This window comes from Ornithinimicrobium cryptoxanthini (assembly GCF_023923205.1).
Classification (GTDB): domain Bacteria; phylum Actinomycetota; class Actinomycetes; order Actinomycetales; family Dermatophilaceae; genus Ornithinicoccus; species Ornithinicoccus cryptoxanthini.
Window position 1 is genome coordinate 758,625 of the sequence record NZ_CP099490.1, and the last position, 13,634, is coordinate 772,258.

Here is a 13,634-nt window from a genome sequence, read left to right on the forward strand (position 1 = left end):
AACGTTACGAGTCGGCCACACCGGCTCCACGGCATACGCCACTAAGAACTGTTGTAAGACCTAACTGAGACGAGCTTCGTCTCACGAGAGGATCCACGTGCTCGACGTCAACTTCTTCGACGAGTTGCGGATTGGCCTGGCCACGGCGGAGGACATCCGTCGCTGGAGCCACGGCGAAGTGAAAAAGCCTGAGACCATCAACTACCGCACCCTGAAGCCGGAAAAGGACGGGCTCTTCTGCGAGAAGATCTTCGGTCCGACCCGGGACTGGGAGTGCTACTGCGGCAAATACAAGCGGGTCCGCTTCAAGGGCATCATCTGTGAGCGCTGTGGCGTCGAGGTGACCCGCGCCGGCGTGCGCCGAGAGCGGATGGGTCACATCGAGCTCGCTGCTCCCGTGACGCACATCTGGTACTTCAAGGGTGTTCCGAGCCGACTGGGCTACCTGCTCGACCTGGCGCCGAAGGACCTGGAGAAGGTCATCTACTTCGCGGCCTACATGATCACCTCCGTCGACGTGGACGCCCGGCACAAGGACCTGCCCTCGCTCGAGGCTGAGATCGACACCGAGCGCAAGGCCCTGGAGAACCGCCGGGACGCCGACGTCGAGACGCGTCACAAGAAGCTCGAGGCCGACATCGCCGAGCTCGAGGCCGAGGGTGCCAAGAGCGACGCCAAGCGCAAGGTGCGCGACGGTGCCGAGCGCGAGATGAACCAGATCCGTCGTCGGGCCGACCAGCAGGTCGAGCGTCTCGACCAGGTCTGGGACCGCTTCAAGAACCTCAAGGTCCAGGACCTGGAGGGTGACGAGATCCTCTACCGCGAGATGCGCGACCGGTTCGGTCAGTACTTCGAGGGCGGCATGGGGGCGGCGGCGCTGCAGAAGCGTCTGCAGACCTTCGACCTCGAGGCCGAGGTCGTGCTGCTGCGCGAGATCATCGCGACCGGCAAGGGCCAGAAGAAGACCCGCGCCATCAAGCGGCTCAAGGTCGTTACCTCCTTCCTGACCACTGTCAACAACCCCGACGGCATGGTCCTGGACTGCGTCCCGGTCATCCCGCCGGACCTGCGTCCGATGGTGCAGCTGGACGGTGGCCGCTTTGCGACCTCCGACCTCAACGACCTCTATCGCCGCGTGATCAACCGGAACAACCGGCTCAAGCGTCTGCTCGACCTGGGCGCTCCGGAGATCATCGTCAACAACGAGAAGCGGATGCTGCAGGAGGCCGTCGACAGCCTGTTCGACAACGGCCGTCGTGGTCGCGCCGTCACCGGCCCGGGCAACCGGCCGCTGAAGTCGCTGTCCGACATGCTCAAGGGCAAGCAGGGTCGGTTCCGTCAGAACCTGCTCGGCAAGCGCGTCGACTACTCCGGCCGTTCGGTCATCGTCGTCGGCCCGCAGCTGAAGCTGCACCAGTGTGGTCTGCCCAAGCAGATGGCGCTGGAGCTGTTCAAGCCGTTCGTGATGAAGCGTCTGGTCGACCTGGACCACGCACAGAACATCAAGTCCGCCAAGCGGATGGTCGAGCGCGGCCGCTCCGTGGTGTGGGACGTGCTCGAGGAGGTCATCACCGACCACCCCGTGCTGCTGAACCGTGCGCCCACGCTGCACCGCCTCGGCATCCAGGCGTTCGAGCCGCAGCTGGTCGAGGGCAAGGCCATCCAGATCCACCCGCTCGTCTGCACCGCCTTCAACGCGGACTTCGACGGTGACCAGATGGCCGTGCACCTGCCGCTCTCGGCAGAGGCCCAGGCCGAGGCCCGGATCCTGATGCTCTCGAGCAACAACATCCTTAAGCCGGCCGACGGTCGCCCCGTGACCATGCCGACCCAGGACATGGTCATCGGGCTGTTCCACCTGACGTCCGAGGCGTTCTCGGACAACGGTGAGCAGGCCGAGACCGACGAGGAGACCCCGGTCAGCCGGTCGTTCGCCTCGATTGCTGAGGCGCAGATGGCCTTCGACGCCGGTCAGATCGAGGTCGGCACGCCGATCCGGCTGCGGGTCACCCAGACCGCGGCACCGCTGGGGCACGAGCTGCCCGAGGGCGCCGAGGTCACCGAGGACGGCATCGTCTCCGAGTTCCTGGTCGACACCACGCTGGGCCGGGCGATCTTCAACATCTCCCTGCCGCCGAACTACCCGTTCGTCAACGACGTGGTCGACAAGAAGAGGCTGTCCGCGATCGTCAACGACCTCGCCGAGCGCTACACCAAGGTGCAGGTCGCGGCGTCACTGGACTCGCTGAAGGACACCGGCTTCTACTGGGCGACCCGCTCGGGCACGACCGTGGCCATCTCCGATGTGATGACCCCGGTGCGCAAGGGCGAGATCCTGGACATCTATGACGCCAAGGCGGCCAAGGTCCAGACGCAGTATGAGCGTGGTCTGATCACCGACGACGAGCGCCGTCAGGAGCTCATCGAGATCTGGACCCAGGCGACCAACGAGGTGGCCAAGGAGCTCGAGACCACGATGCCCAAGGACAACACCATCTATCGGATGGTGACCTCGGGTGCTCGAGGCAACTGGTTCCAGCTGCGTCAGATCGCCGGCATGCGTGGCCTGATGGCCAACCCCAAGGGTGAGATCATCCCGCGTCCGATCAAGTCCAACTTCCGTGAGGGCCTGTCGGTGCTGGAGTTCTTCATCTCCACGCACGGTGCCCGCAAGGGACTGGCCGACACCGCGCTGCGCACCGCCGACTCGGGCTACCTGACCCGTCGTCTGGTGGACGTCAGCCAGGACGTGATCATCCGTGAGGACGACTGTGGCACCGACCGCGGCTTCCTCATGCCGATCGGCGTGGAGACCCCGAGCGGGGACCTGCGTGAGCACGATGACGTGGAGACCTCGGTCTATGCCCGCACGCTCGCACAGAACGTCGAGCACGACGGTCAGGTCCTGGCTGAGGCCGGCATCGACCTCGGTGACGTGGTCATCGACGCGCTGGTCGCGGCTGGTGTCAAGGACGTCAAGGTCCGCTCGGTGCTCACGTGTGAGTCGCTGGTCGGCACCTGTGCCAAGTGCTACGGCCGCTCGTTGGCCACCGGCAAGCTGGTCGACATCGGTGAGGCCGTCGGCATCATCGCGGCCCAGTCGATCGGTGAGCCGGGCACCCAGCTGACGATGCGCACCTTCCACACCGGTGGTGTGGCCGGTGACGACATCACGCAGGGTCTGCCGCGAGTCGTCGAGCTGTTCGAGGCCCGCACGCCCAAGGCGGTCGCCCCGATCGCCGAGGCCTCCGGTCGCGTCCAGATCGAGGACACTGACAAGTCCCGTCGGATCCTGCTGGTCCCGGACGACGGCTCCGAGGAGCACGCCTACCCGGTCACCAAGCGGGCCCGCCTGCTGATCGCCGACGGCGAGCACGTCGAGGTCGGACGCCAGCTGGTCCAGGGTGCGATCGACCCCAAGCAGGTGCTGCGCATCCTCGGCCCGCGTGCTGCTCAGCAGCACCTGGTCGACGAGGTGCAGGCGGTCTATCGCCAGCAGGGTGTGTCGATCCACGACAAGCACATCGAGGTCATCGTGCGGCAGATGCTGCGTCGGATCACGGTCATCGAGGCCGGCGACGCCCGTCTGCTGCCGGGTGAGCTGGTCGAGCGCGGCCGGTTCGAGACCGAGAACCGTCGCGTCGTGTCCGAGTCCGGCAAGCCGGCCTCGGGTCGTCCGGAGCTGATGGGCATCACGAAGGCCTCGCTGGCCACCGACTCGTGGCTGTCCGCCGCCTCCTTCCAGGAGACCACCCGGGTGCTGACGGAGGCGGCCATGCAGGCCAAGTCCGACCCGCTGCTGGGGCTGAAGGAGAACGTCATCCTCGGCAAGCTGATCCCGGCCGGCACCGGCCTGCCGCGCTACCGCAACCTCACCGTGGAGCCCACGGAGGAGGCCAAGGCAGCCGCCTACGCCGTCCCGGACTACGACCAGTTCGAGTACCCGGCCTTCGGTCCGGGTTCGGGCGAGGCCGTCCGCCTGGACGACCTGTCCGTGGGTGACGAGCGCTACTGAGCCGCTCCTCGTCATACGCAACACCCCGAAGGGGGCGCACCCAGCCGGTGCGCCCCCTTCGGCGTCCCCACCACCTCTGGCGTGTGGCCGCTGATTGGTGACGGCGCGATTGTGACCGTTGGAATGTTGGCCGCGGCGGGCATCTGGGAGGTCGAACCCTGGCGTGTGGCCGCTGATTGGTGACGGCGCGATTGTGACCGTTAAAATGTTGGCCGCGGCGGACATCTGGGAGGTCGAACCAAGGCGCTCACGGGTGCGCCTCAGGTCGCCGCGGACGAGCGTGCTGATCGGGGGGTCGCCGCCGGGGCGGGCCCCGCCGTGCCAGACTCGGGGAAGTGGAAGCGCAGGCAGAGGTGGTCCGCGCGGCAGCGGCACTGACCGGCGAGCTCCCGGTGCCGACCGAGCGTTGTCTGCTCCGGGCGGTGCGCGAGGGCGATGTCGCCGACCTGCAGGACTACCTCGGTATGCCGGCAGTCACCCAGTTCCTCGGCCACCCGGCGCTGGATCTCGAGCAGACCGCTGACCTGCTCGCCCAGTGGTTGCGAGACCGGGAGGCCGTGACCGTCGTGGTCGAGCAGGACGGGCACGTCGTCGGTGACGTGCGCCTTCGTCTGCGCCGCCGCTCCGCGATGGGGCCGGCGAGCACCTCAGAGGTCGAGGCGGCACTGGGTTATGCGTTCCACCCCCGGGTGCAGGGTCAGGGTCTGGCCGCCGAGTGTGTCGGGGCGGTCCTCGAGCGGGCCTTCCGGGTGGCAGGGGTCCGGCGCATCACGGCGCGGGTCTTCGCGCCGGCAGTCCGCTCCTCGAGGCTGCTGGCCCGGCTCGGATTCATCCGTGACGGGATCGACCGGTCCGCCGTGCTGGCACCTGACGGGTCCGCGTGGTGGGACGACGAGCTCTGGAGCCTGCTGCCCGGCGAGCGTGTCCGGTGAGCTGCCAGCGGCGGTGCGATGACGTGCTGATCCGTTGATTTGGCTCCTAGCATGCCCGGGCGGTATTCTTGCGGCTTGTGTGCGCAGACCTATCTGCGCGCGTGTTGTCGGGCTAGGTCCCGGTGACAGCAACCTCTCGCCGGGCAGCCCGCGTGGGTCCACCAACCGTCAGCAGTCTGGCAGTGCCGTGGCCTCGGGCAGGAAGTGCAGGGGAGAGCACCGGCGCGACACACCCGACCTCGGGTGCAGCGTCGGCAGACCAAGGAGCGTGATCCGGCAGCGTTGTCGGGGAGCGCAGAACACATCAACTGACGGAGAATCAGTGCCCACAATCAACCAGCTCGTCCGCAAGGGGCGCCAGGACAAGGCGAAAAAGTCCGACAGTCCCGCCCTGAAGGGCAACCCGCAGCGGCGCGGTGTCTGCACCCGCGTCTACACCACCACCCCCAAGAAGCCGAACTCGGCCCTGCGCAAGGTCGCTCGCGTGAAGCTGACCAGCGGCATCGAGGTCACGGCCTACATCCCGGGTGTTGGTCACAACCTGCAGGAGCACTCCATCGTGCTCGTCCGCGGTGGTCGTGTGAAGGACCTCCCCGGCGTGCGCTACAAGATCGTCCGCGGCTCGCTCGACACCCAGGGTGTCAAGGGCCGCAACCAGGCGCGTTCCCGTTACGGCGCGAAGAAGGAGAAGAAGTAATGCCTCGCAAGGGCCCCGCTCCCAAGCGTCCGCTGATCTCCGACCCGGTCTATGGGTCGACGCTGGTCACCCAGCTGGTCAACAAGATCCTGGTGGACGGCAAGAAGTCCGTCGCCGAGACCATCGTCTACGGCGCCCTTGAGGGCGTCCGCGACAAGACGGGCACCGACCCCGTGGCCACGCTGAAGCGCGGTCTGGACAACGTCCGCCCCGCGCTGGAGGTCAAGAGCCGCCGTGTCGGCGGTGCGACCTACCAGGTGCCGATCGAGGTCAAGCCGGGTCGCTCCACCACGCTGGCGCTGCGCTGGCTGGTCGGCTACTCCCGTCAGCGTCGTGAGAAGACGATGACCGAGCGCCTCATGAACGAGATCCTGGACGCCAGCAACGGTCTGGGTGCCGCGGTGAAGCGCCGCGAGGACACCCACAAGATGGCCGAGGCCAACAAGGCCTTCGCGCACTACCGCTGGTGACGCTGGTCTTCCGACCGCGACCAGACGACATACGCATTCGAGCTAGAGAAGAGACACAGTGGCACAGGACGTCCTGACGGACCTGACGATGGTCCGCAACATCGGCATCATGGCTCACATCGATGCCGGCAAGACCACGACCACCGAGCGCATCCTGTTCTACACCGGTGTGAAGCACAAGATGGGCGAGACCCACGACGGTGCCTCGACCACCGACTGGATGGAGCAGGAGAAGGAGCGGGGGATCACCATCACCTCCGCGGCCGTCACCAGCTATTGGAAGGGCCACCAGATCAACCTGATCGACACGCCCGGCCACGTCGACTTCACCGTCGAGGTCGAGCGCAACCTGCGCGTCCTGGACGGTGCAGTGGCGGTCTTCGACGGCAAGGAAGGTGTGGAGCCGCAGTCCGAGACTGTCTGGCGCCAGGCCGACAAGTATGGCGTGCCGCGCATGTGCTTCATCAACAAGATGGACAAGATGGGCGCGGACTTCTACTACTCGGTGCAGACCATGGTGGACCGCCTCGGCGCGACCCCGCTGGTGATGCAGCTTCCGATCGGTGCCGAGGCTGACTTCGTCGGCGTCATCGACCTGGTCCGCATGAAGGCCCTGACCTGGCACGGCGAGACCGCGCTGGGCGAGGACTACGACATCGAGGAGATCCCGGCGGAGCTGCAGGCCAAGGCCGAGGAGTACCGCAACCTGCTCGTCGAGAAGGTGGCTGAGGCTGACGACGAGCTCCTGGAGAAGTTCCTCGGTGGCGAGGAGCTGACCGAGGACGAGATCAAGGCCGGCGTGCGCAAGCTGACGCTGGACAGCGAGGTCAACCCGGTCTTCTGTGGGACCGCGTTCAAGAACAAGGGCGTCCAGCCCCTGCTCGACGCGGTCATCGCCTACCTGCCCAGCCCGATGGACGTCCGTCCGACCGAGGGCCACGAGCCCGGCGACGAGGAGACGGTGATCTACCGCAAGGCAGACACCACGGAGCCGTTCGCGGCCCTGGCCTTCAAGATCGCCACGCACCCGTTCTTCGGCACGCTGACCTACATCCGGGTCTACTCCGGTGAGATCAGCGGTGGTCAGCCGGTCATGAACGCGACCAAGGGCAAGAAGGAGCGTCTGGGCAAGCTGTTCCAGATGCACGCCAACAAGGAGAACCCGGTCGACAAGGCCTCCGCAGGTCACATCTACGCCGTGATCGGGCTGAAGGACACCACCACCGGCGACACTCTCTGCGACATCGGCAACCAGATCATCCTGGAGTCGATGACCTTCCCGGAGCCGGTCATCCACGTGGCCATCGAGCCCAAGACCAAGGGTGACCAGGAGAAGCTCGGCACCGCGATCCAGAAGCTGGCGCAGGAGGACCCGACCTTCACGGTCCGCCTCGACGACGAGACCGGCCAGACCATCATCGGTGGCATGGGCGAGCTCCACCTCGACATCCTGGTCGACCGCATGAAGCGGGAGTTCAAGGTCGAGGCCAACGTCGGTGCGCCGCAGGTGGCCTACCGCGAGACCATCCGTCGCCCCGTGGTGAAGTACGACTACACCCACAAGAAGCAGACGGGTGGCTCCGGCCAGTTCGCGAAGGTGCAGATGACCTTCGAGCCGATGGACACCACCGAGGGCGAGCTCTACACGTTCGAGAACGCCGTCACCGGTGGACGCATCCCGCGCGAGTACATCCCCAGTGTCGACCAGGGCATCCAGGAGGCCATGCAGCTCGGTGTCCTCGCGGGCTACCCGCTGGTGGGCATCAAGGCGACCCTGCTCGACGGTGCCTACCACGACGTCGACTCCTCGGAGATGGCGTTCAAGATTGCCGGTTCCATGGTGCTCAAGGAGGCGGTCCGCAAGGCGGACCCGGTCCTGCTCGAGCCCGTGATGGCCGTCGAGGTTCGCACGCCCGAGGAGTACATGGGTGATGTGATCGGTGACCTGAACTCCCGCCGTGGCCAGATCCAGGCCATGGAGGACATCAGCGGCGCCAAGATCGTCCGTGCAGTGGTCCCGCTGTCGGAGATGTTCGGGTACGTTGGTGACCTTCGGTCCAAGACCCAGGGTCGCGCCAACTACACGATGCAGTTCGACTCCTACGCCGAGGTTCCCCGGAACGTCGCGGAGGAGATCATCAAGAAAATCCGTGGTGAGTGAGCAGTAGACTCCCCACCGGAGTTTCGACCACCACACTTGCAAGATATCGCCACCTCGACAAGGAAGCAGTGGCGATGACAACACCGAGTCCTGAGGAGGACCCCAGTGGCTAAGGCCAAGTTCGAGCGGAGCAAGCCGCACGTCAATATCGGCACCATCGGTCACATCGACCACGGCAAGACGACGCTGACGGCAGCCATCTCCAAGGTCCTGCACGACAAGTTCCCGACCCTCAACGAGGCGTCCGCGTTCGACACGATCGACAAGGCGCCCGAAGAGAAGCAGCGCGGCATCACGATCTCGATCTCGCACATCGAGTACCAGACCGAGAAGCGTCACTACGCGCACGTGGACTGCCCGGGTCACGCTGACTACGTCAAGAACATGATCACCGGTGCTGCCCAGATGGACGGTGCGATCCTGGTCGTGGCGGCCACCGACGGCCCGATGCCGCAGACCAAGGAGCACGTCCTCCTGGCCCGCCAGGTCGGCGTTCCCTACATCGTCGTGGCGCTGAACAAGTCCGACATGGTCGACGACGAGGAGATCATGGAGCTCGTCGAGATGGAGGTCCGCGAACTGCTGTCCTCCTACGACTTCCCGGGCGACGACCTGCCGGTCGTCCAGGTCTCGGCGCTGAAGGCGCTCGAGGGCGACGCCGAGTGGGGCGACAAGCTCATGGACCTGATGAACGCTATCGACGAGTCGATCCCCGAGCCGGAGCGCGACACCGAGAAGCCGTTCCTGATGCCTGTTGAGGACGTCTTCACGATCACCGGTCGTGGCACCGTCGTCACCGGTCGCATCGAGCGCGGCATCCTGAACGTCAACGAGGAGGTCGAGATCGTCGGCATCCACACGGGTCCCCCCGCCAAGACGATCGTGACCGGCATCGAGATGTTCCGCAAGCTCCTCGACGAGGGTCGTGCGGGCGAGAACGTCGGTCTGCTCCTGCGTGGCACCAAGCGCGAGGACGTCGAGCGCGGCCAGGTCGTCTGCAAGCCGGGTTCGATCACGCCGCACACCGACTTCGAGGCCAACGTCTACATCCTGTCCAAGGACGAGGGTGGCCGTCACACGCCGTTCTATGACAACTACCGTCCGCAGTTCTACTTCCGGACCACGGACGTCACCGGTGTCGTGCACCTGCCCGAGGGCACCGAGATGGTCATGCCCGGTGACAACACCGAGATGACGGTCGAGCTGATCCAGCCGATCGCCATGGAGGACGGCCTGAAGTTCGCCATCCGTGAGGGTGGTCGCACCGTCGGCGCCGGCCGGGTCACCAAGATCATCAAGTGACCTGACGCACTGAACTCAACTGCTGGGCCCGGCCCAGCGAGAAGTCGAAGGGCCCGCAACCTGCACAGGTTGCGGGCCCTTTGCTGTGCCCGGCTCCGGCAGCCCCGGTCACCCCAGGTCGGGGTCGGCTCCACCGGGGTTGCACCGGGCGGCCAGGAGCTGCGGACCGTCGACGACGGGGCGCCACGGCTCGAGGTGCCACACGTCCTTGGTCGGCGCAAAGAGCACGTGGCAGGTGAACTGCTCCCGCATCCCGTCGGTGTCCGCGTCGGGGATGAGCTCCAGCACCTCGGGCCAGGCCTTCTCGGACGCGCCGTGCAGCCCGCACTGGCGCAGGACCTCGGTGGGCCGCACCTCCAGGGAGGAGCGGCCATCCAGCTCGATCCACTCGGCCGCCTCGATGAGAGCCTCGCTCTCGCACGGGCTGGGAGCAGCGCCGGTCCGGCTCGCCTCCTCCGGTGCCGGGTGCGTTGACGGGTGCGTTGACGAAGTGGGGGGAGAGGGTCTCTGCGTCGTGGCACTGCCTGCCACCTCGCTCGGGGATGAGGCGCCCGGCTCCGGGGTCGGCTCGGTCGTGAGCCCGGTCGTGAGCCCTGTCGGCTCGGCCGTGGGCGAGGTCGGCGGGCCGGCGCAGGCGCCCGTGAGTGCCGACATACCGACGATCAGGAGAGCCGCTGACAGGCGGTGCCCGACAGATCGCGACACTCGTCCTCACCTTCCTGTCGGCGTGGCCAGTTGGGCACGAGGGGCCCCTCAGGGTAGCGTCGGCTCGGTGCCCTGAGTGCCAGGGACGCTAGACGTCGCGCGAACCCGAGGAGTGCCATGTCGGAACTTGATTCTTCGATGGGCGGCCAGTGGCGATTCGACCCTGAGCACACCCGGGTCGGGTTCTCGGCCAAGCACGCGATGATCACCACGGTCCGCGGTGCGTTCAACGACGTCGAGGGCATCATCGACCTCGACGTGGACAACCTCGACCAGTCGACCGTGGTGGTCCGTCTCCAGGCAGCCAGTGTCGACACGCGCAACGACAAGCGCGACGGGCACCTGCGCAGCCCTGACTTCTTCGATGTCGAGAACTACCCCGAGATCGTCTTCGTCAGCTCCACGATCGATGAGGTCGAAGAGGGCAACTTCATGGTGGTGGGCGACCTGACGATCCGGGACACGACCAAGCAGGTGGCGATCCCGATCGCGCTGCTCGGTGTCAGCCGGGACCCGATGGGCAACCTGCGGGCCGGCTTCGAAGCCACCCGCCGGCTCAACCGACGCGACTACGGTCTGGAGTGGAACCTCCCGCTCGACACCGGCGGTGTGCTGGTCTCGGAGAAGGTCACCCTCGAGTTCGAGATCTCCGCGATCAAGGTCGAGGACGAGCCCCAGGGCTGAGCGGTCCGCGGGGCCCGCAGACCCTTGGTATGCCGACCGCACCGGCGTCCTTCACGGGACCCCGCCGGGTGACTCCGGGGTGTCACCGGCGTGGGTGCGGCGCCTCCGCGCCTCGATTTGGGCCAGGGCCAGAAGTCGTGGCACACTAGACAGGTTGCTTGACGCGCGGCGCTGACTGACGTTGGTGTCTCAGCCACCCAGCACGCTCTGAAGTGCCATCCGGCACCGGGGGCGGGCAGGGGGAGCGCAAGCCCCGGCCAGGCCGGGCTCCGAACACCACCACCAGATGAGAGTGTGTCGTCTGGTGCCCGGCAGTAGGGCGACACGCCCGACCTCGGGGGTCGGAGACCACCTGGACGGCCATAAGTTCCTAGTACGACGAGAGAGAGTCAGACAAGCGATGGCGGGACAAAAGATCCGCATCCGGCTGAAGTCCTATGACCACGAGGTCATCGACAGCTCGGCGCGCAAGATTGTCGACACGGTGACCCGTGCCGGCGCGACCGTGGTCGGCCCGGTGCCGCTGCCGACGGAGAAGAACGTGTTCTGCGTCATCCGGTCGCCCCACAAGTACAAGGACAGCCGCGAGCACTTCGAGATGCGCACGCACAAGCGTCTGATCGACATTGTCGACCCGACGCCGAAGGCGGTCGATTCGCTGATGCGTCTCGACCTGCCGGCTGATGTCAACATCGAGATCAAGCTGTAAGGGCTCCACCATGACTGCTACTACCGAACGCAGCGTCAAGGGCGTCCTCGGCGAGAAGCTCGGCATGACCCAGGTCTGGGATGCCGACAACCGCCTGGTGCCCGTGACCGTGATCAAGGCTGGCCCCTGTGTCGTGACACAGGTGCGCGACGCCGACACTGACGGCTACAACGCCATCCAAATTGCTTTTGGCGCGATCGACCCGCGCAAGGTCAACCAGCCCACCAAGGGTCACTTCGAGAAGGCCGGGGTCACCCCGCGTCGCTATGTCGCCGAGCTGCGCACCAGCGATGCGGCTGACTACCAGGTCGGCCAGGAGTTCACCGTCGAGACGTTTGAGAGCGGCCAGACCGTCGACGTCACCGGCAAGACCAAGGGCAAGGGCTTTGCCGGAGTCATGAAGCGTCACGGCTTCCACGGCGTGGGCGCCTCCCACGGTGCGCACCGCAACCACCGCAAGCCCGGTTCCATCGGCGGAGCGTCGACCCCGGGTCGCGTCTTCAAGGGCCAGCGCATGGCCGGCCGCATGGGTGGCGAGCGCCAGACCACGCAGAACCTCACCATCCACGCCGTGGACGCAGACAAGGGCCTGCTGCTGATCAAGGGTGCCGTTCCGGGCCCGCGCGGCAGCGTCGTCCTCGTCCGCACCGCAGTCAAGGGGGCCTGACGCGATGACGAGCATCACTATCACCAAGCCGACCGGCGGAGACGCCGGGACCGTTGAGCTGCCCGCCGAGATCTTCGACGTGCAGACCAACGTGCCCCTGATCCACCAGGTCGTCGTGGCCCAGCTGGCCGCGGCACGCCAGGGCACGCACTCCACCAAGACGCGGGCCGAGGTCCGCGGTGGTGGCCGCAAGCCCTACCGCCAGAAGGGCACCGGCCGCGCCCGTCAGGGTTCGATCCGTGCGCCGCAGTTCGCCGGCGGTGGCATCGTCCACGGCCCGCAGCCGCGGGACTACAGCCAGCGGACACCCAAGAAGATGAAGGCCGCCGCCCTGCGCGGTGCCCTGTCCGACCGGGCCCGTCACGGACGCATCCACTGCTTGAGCGCACTGGTCGAGGGGCAGACCCCCTCCACCCAGACGGCGTTCGCGGCGCTGAGCGGCCTCACTGAGCGGGCGAACCTCCTGGTCGTGATCGACCGGGCCGACGAAATCGGTCTGAAGAGCCTGCGCAACCTGGCCGACGTCCACGTGCTGTTCGTCGACCAGCTCAACACGTATGACGTGCTGTGCGCCGACGACATCGTCTTCACCCAGGTGGCGCTCACCTCGTTCATCGAGGGCCGCCGGGTCGATGCAGCTGCCACTCCGGTCGCGGAGACTGAGGCGGCGCCTGCCGCCGAGGCCGAGACCGAGACCGTGGTCGAGGCGTCCGAGCCGGCCACGCTGGTCGACGGTGGCTTCGGCGCCGACTCGGCCGCAGCGACCGAGGACGGCTCCGCCCCCGAGGGCTTCTCCGTCAAGGGCAACAAGGACTCGATGAAGTACCACGTCGAGGGCTCCCGCTGGTATGACCAGACGGTCGCCGAGGTGTGGTTCCGTTCAGCTGAGGCCGCCGAGGCTGCTGGCTTCGCGCCGGCAGGTGGCGCGGCCGCCCAGTCCGCGGACGCGGGCCTGGACGTCGGCACCGATGAGGAGGGCACCAAGTGAGCACCGCAGTCGAGGCCAGCAAGGACCCGCGCGAGATCCTGATCTCCCCGGTCGTCTCCGAGAAGGCCTACACGCTTCTGGACCAGGGCAAGTACACCTTTGTGGTGGACCCCCGGGCCAACAAGTCCGAGATCAAGCGGGCCGTGGAGTCGGTCTTCGGCGTCAAGGTCGAGTCGGTCCACACGCTGAACCGCGTCGGCAAGACCCGTCGCACCCGGTTCGGCCTGGGCAAGCGCAAGGACACCAAGCGGGCGATCGTCACGCTTCGCGAAGGCACCATCGACATCTTCGGCACGCTCTGAGC

Annotated in this window: 12 protein-coding genes; 11 read left to right on the forward strand and 1 reads right to left on the reverse strand. The window is 66.7% G+C overall.

Going from position 1 to position 13,634, the window contains the following annotated elements:
* Positions 1–97 precede the first annotated feature (97 nt).
* The 6 genes from NF557_RS03550 (at position 98) to tuf (ending at position 9,577) form a co-directional block, all read left to right on the forward strand.
* Positions 98–4,015: a DNA-directed RNA polymerase subunit beta' gene (locus NF557_RS03550; protein WP_252621708.1), complete on the forward strand. Its 3,918-nt coding sequence runs from the start codon at positions 98–100 to the stop codon at positions 4,013–4,015.
* Between the two features lie 335 nt (positions 4,016–4,350).
* Complete coding sequence (locus tag NF557_RS03555; RefSeq protein ID WP_252621709.1) at positions 4,351–4,947, forward strand: GNAT family N-acetyltransferase; 597 nt, start codon at positions 4,351–4,353, stop codon at positions 4,945–4,947.
* Positions 4,948–5,269: 322 nt separating this feature from the next.
* A complete protein-coding gene (rpsL, locus tag NF557_RS03560; protein ID WP_252621710.1) occupies positions 5,270–5,644 on the forward strand; it encodes a 30S ribosomal protein S12 in 375 nt (124 codons plus the stop codon).
* Positions 5,644–6,114, forward strand: coding sequence for a 30S ribosomal protein S7 (gene rpsG / locus NF557_RS03565; RefSeq protein WP_252621711.1), 471 nt, complete (start codon positions 5,644–5,646; stop codon positions 6,112–6,114). Before rpsL ends, rpsG begins: the two co-directional genes overlap by 1 nt.
* A gap of 58 nt (positions 6,115–6,172) precedes the next feature.
* Positions 6,173–8,275, forward strand: coding sequence for an elongation factor G (fusA, locus tag NF557_RS03570; RefSeq protein WP_252621712.1), 2,103 nt, complete (start codon positions 6,173–6,175; stop codon positions 8,273–8,275).
* Between the two features lie 105 nt (positions 8,276–8,380).
* On the forward strand, positions 8,381–9,577 hold the full coding sequence (gene tuf / locus NF557_RS03575) for an elongation factor Tu (protein WP_252621713.1): 1,197 nt from the start codon (positions 8,381–8,383) through the stop codon (positions 9,575–9,577).
* A 108-nt stretch (positions 9,578–9,685) separates the two neighbouring features.
* Here the strand turns inward: tuf and NF557_RS03580 are convergent, their stop codons facing one another.
* On the reverse strand, positions 9,686–10,282 hold the full coding sequence (locus NF557_RS03580) for a DUF2599 domain-containing protein (RefSeq protein ID WP_252621714.1): 597 nt from the start codon (positions 10,280–10,282) through the stop codon (positions 9,686–9,688).
* Between the two features lie 117 nt (positions 10,283–10,399).
* On the opposite strand from NF557_RS03580, the gene NF557_RS03585 reads away from it, so the two are divergent.
* The 5 genes from NF557_RS03585 (at position 10,400) to rplW (ending at position 13,632) form a co-directional block, all read left to right on the forward strand.
* Positions 10,400–10,966, forward strand: a complete 567-nt coding sequence (locus tag NF557_RS03585) for a YceI family protein (RefSeq protein WP_252621715.1) — start codon at positions 10,400–10,402, stop codon at positions 10,964–10,966.
* A gap of 400 nt (positions 10,967–11,366) precedes the next feature.
* On the forward strand, positions 11,367–11,675 hold the full coding sequence (gene rpsJ, locus NF557_RS03590) for a 30S ribosomal protein S10 (RefSeq protein WP_006946210.1): 309 nt from the start codon (positions 11,367–11,369) through the stop codon (positions 11,673–11,675).
* Positions 11,676–11,685: 10 nt separating this feature from the next.
* Positions 11,686–12,342: a 50S ribosomal protein L3 gene (gene rplC / locus NF557_RS03595; protein WP_252621716.1), complete on the forward strand. Its 657-nt coding sequence runs from the start codon at positions 11,686–11,688 to the stop codon at positions 12,340–12,342.
* 4 nt (positions 12,343–12,346) lie between these two features.
* Positions 12,347–13,330: a 50S ribosomal protein L4, sunset domain variant gene (rplD, locus tag NF557_RS03600; protein WP_252621717.1), complete on the forward strand. Its 984-nt coding sequence runs from the start codon at positions 12,347–12,349 to the stop codon at positions 13,328–13,330.
* Positions 13,327–13,632 carry a 50S ribosomal protein L23 gene (rplW, locus tag NF557_RS03605; RefSeq protein WP_252621718.1) on the forward strand — a complete coding sequence of 102 codons (306 nt, stop codon included), beginning with the start codon at positions 13,327–13,329 and terminating at the stop codon, positions 13,630–13,632. The genes rplD and rplW overlap by 4 nt, the downstream gene beginning before the upstream one ends.
* Positions 13,633–13,634 lie beyond the last annotated feature (2 nt).

Coding starts and splice junctions, on each gene's coding strand:
- rpsG (WP_252621711.1), top strand. CDS start 5,644: ATGCCTCGCAAGGGCCCCGCTCCCAAGCGTCCGCTGATCTCCGACCCG.
- NF557_RS03585 (WP_252621715.1), top strand. CDS start 10,400: ATGTCGGAACTTGATTCTTCGATGGGCGGCCAGTGGCGATTCGACCCT.
- rpsJ (WP_006946210.1), top strand. CDS start 11,367: ATGGCGGGACAAAAGATCCGCATCCGGCTGAAGTCCTATGACCACGAG.
- rplC (WP_252621716.1), top strand. CDS start 11,686: ATGACTGCTACTACCGAACGCAGCGTCAAGGGCGTCCTCGGCGAGAAG.
- rplD (WP_252621717.1), top strand. CDS start 12,347: ATGACGAGCATCACTATCACCAAGCCGACCGGCGGAGACGCCGGGACC.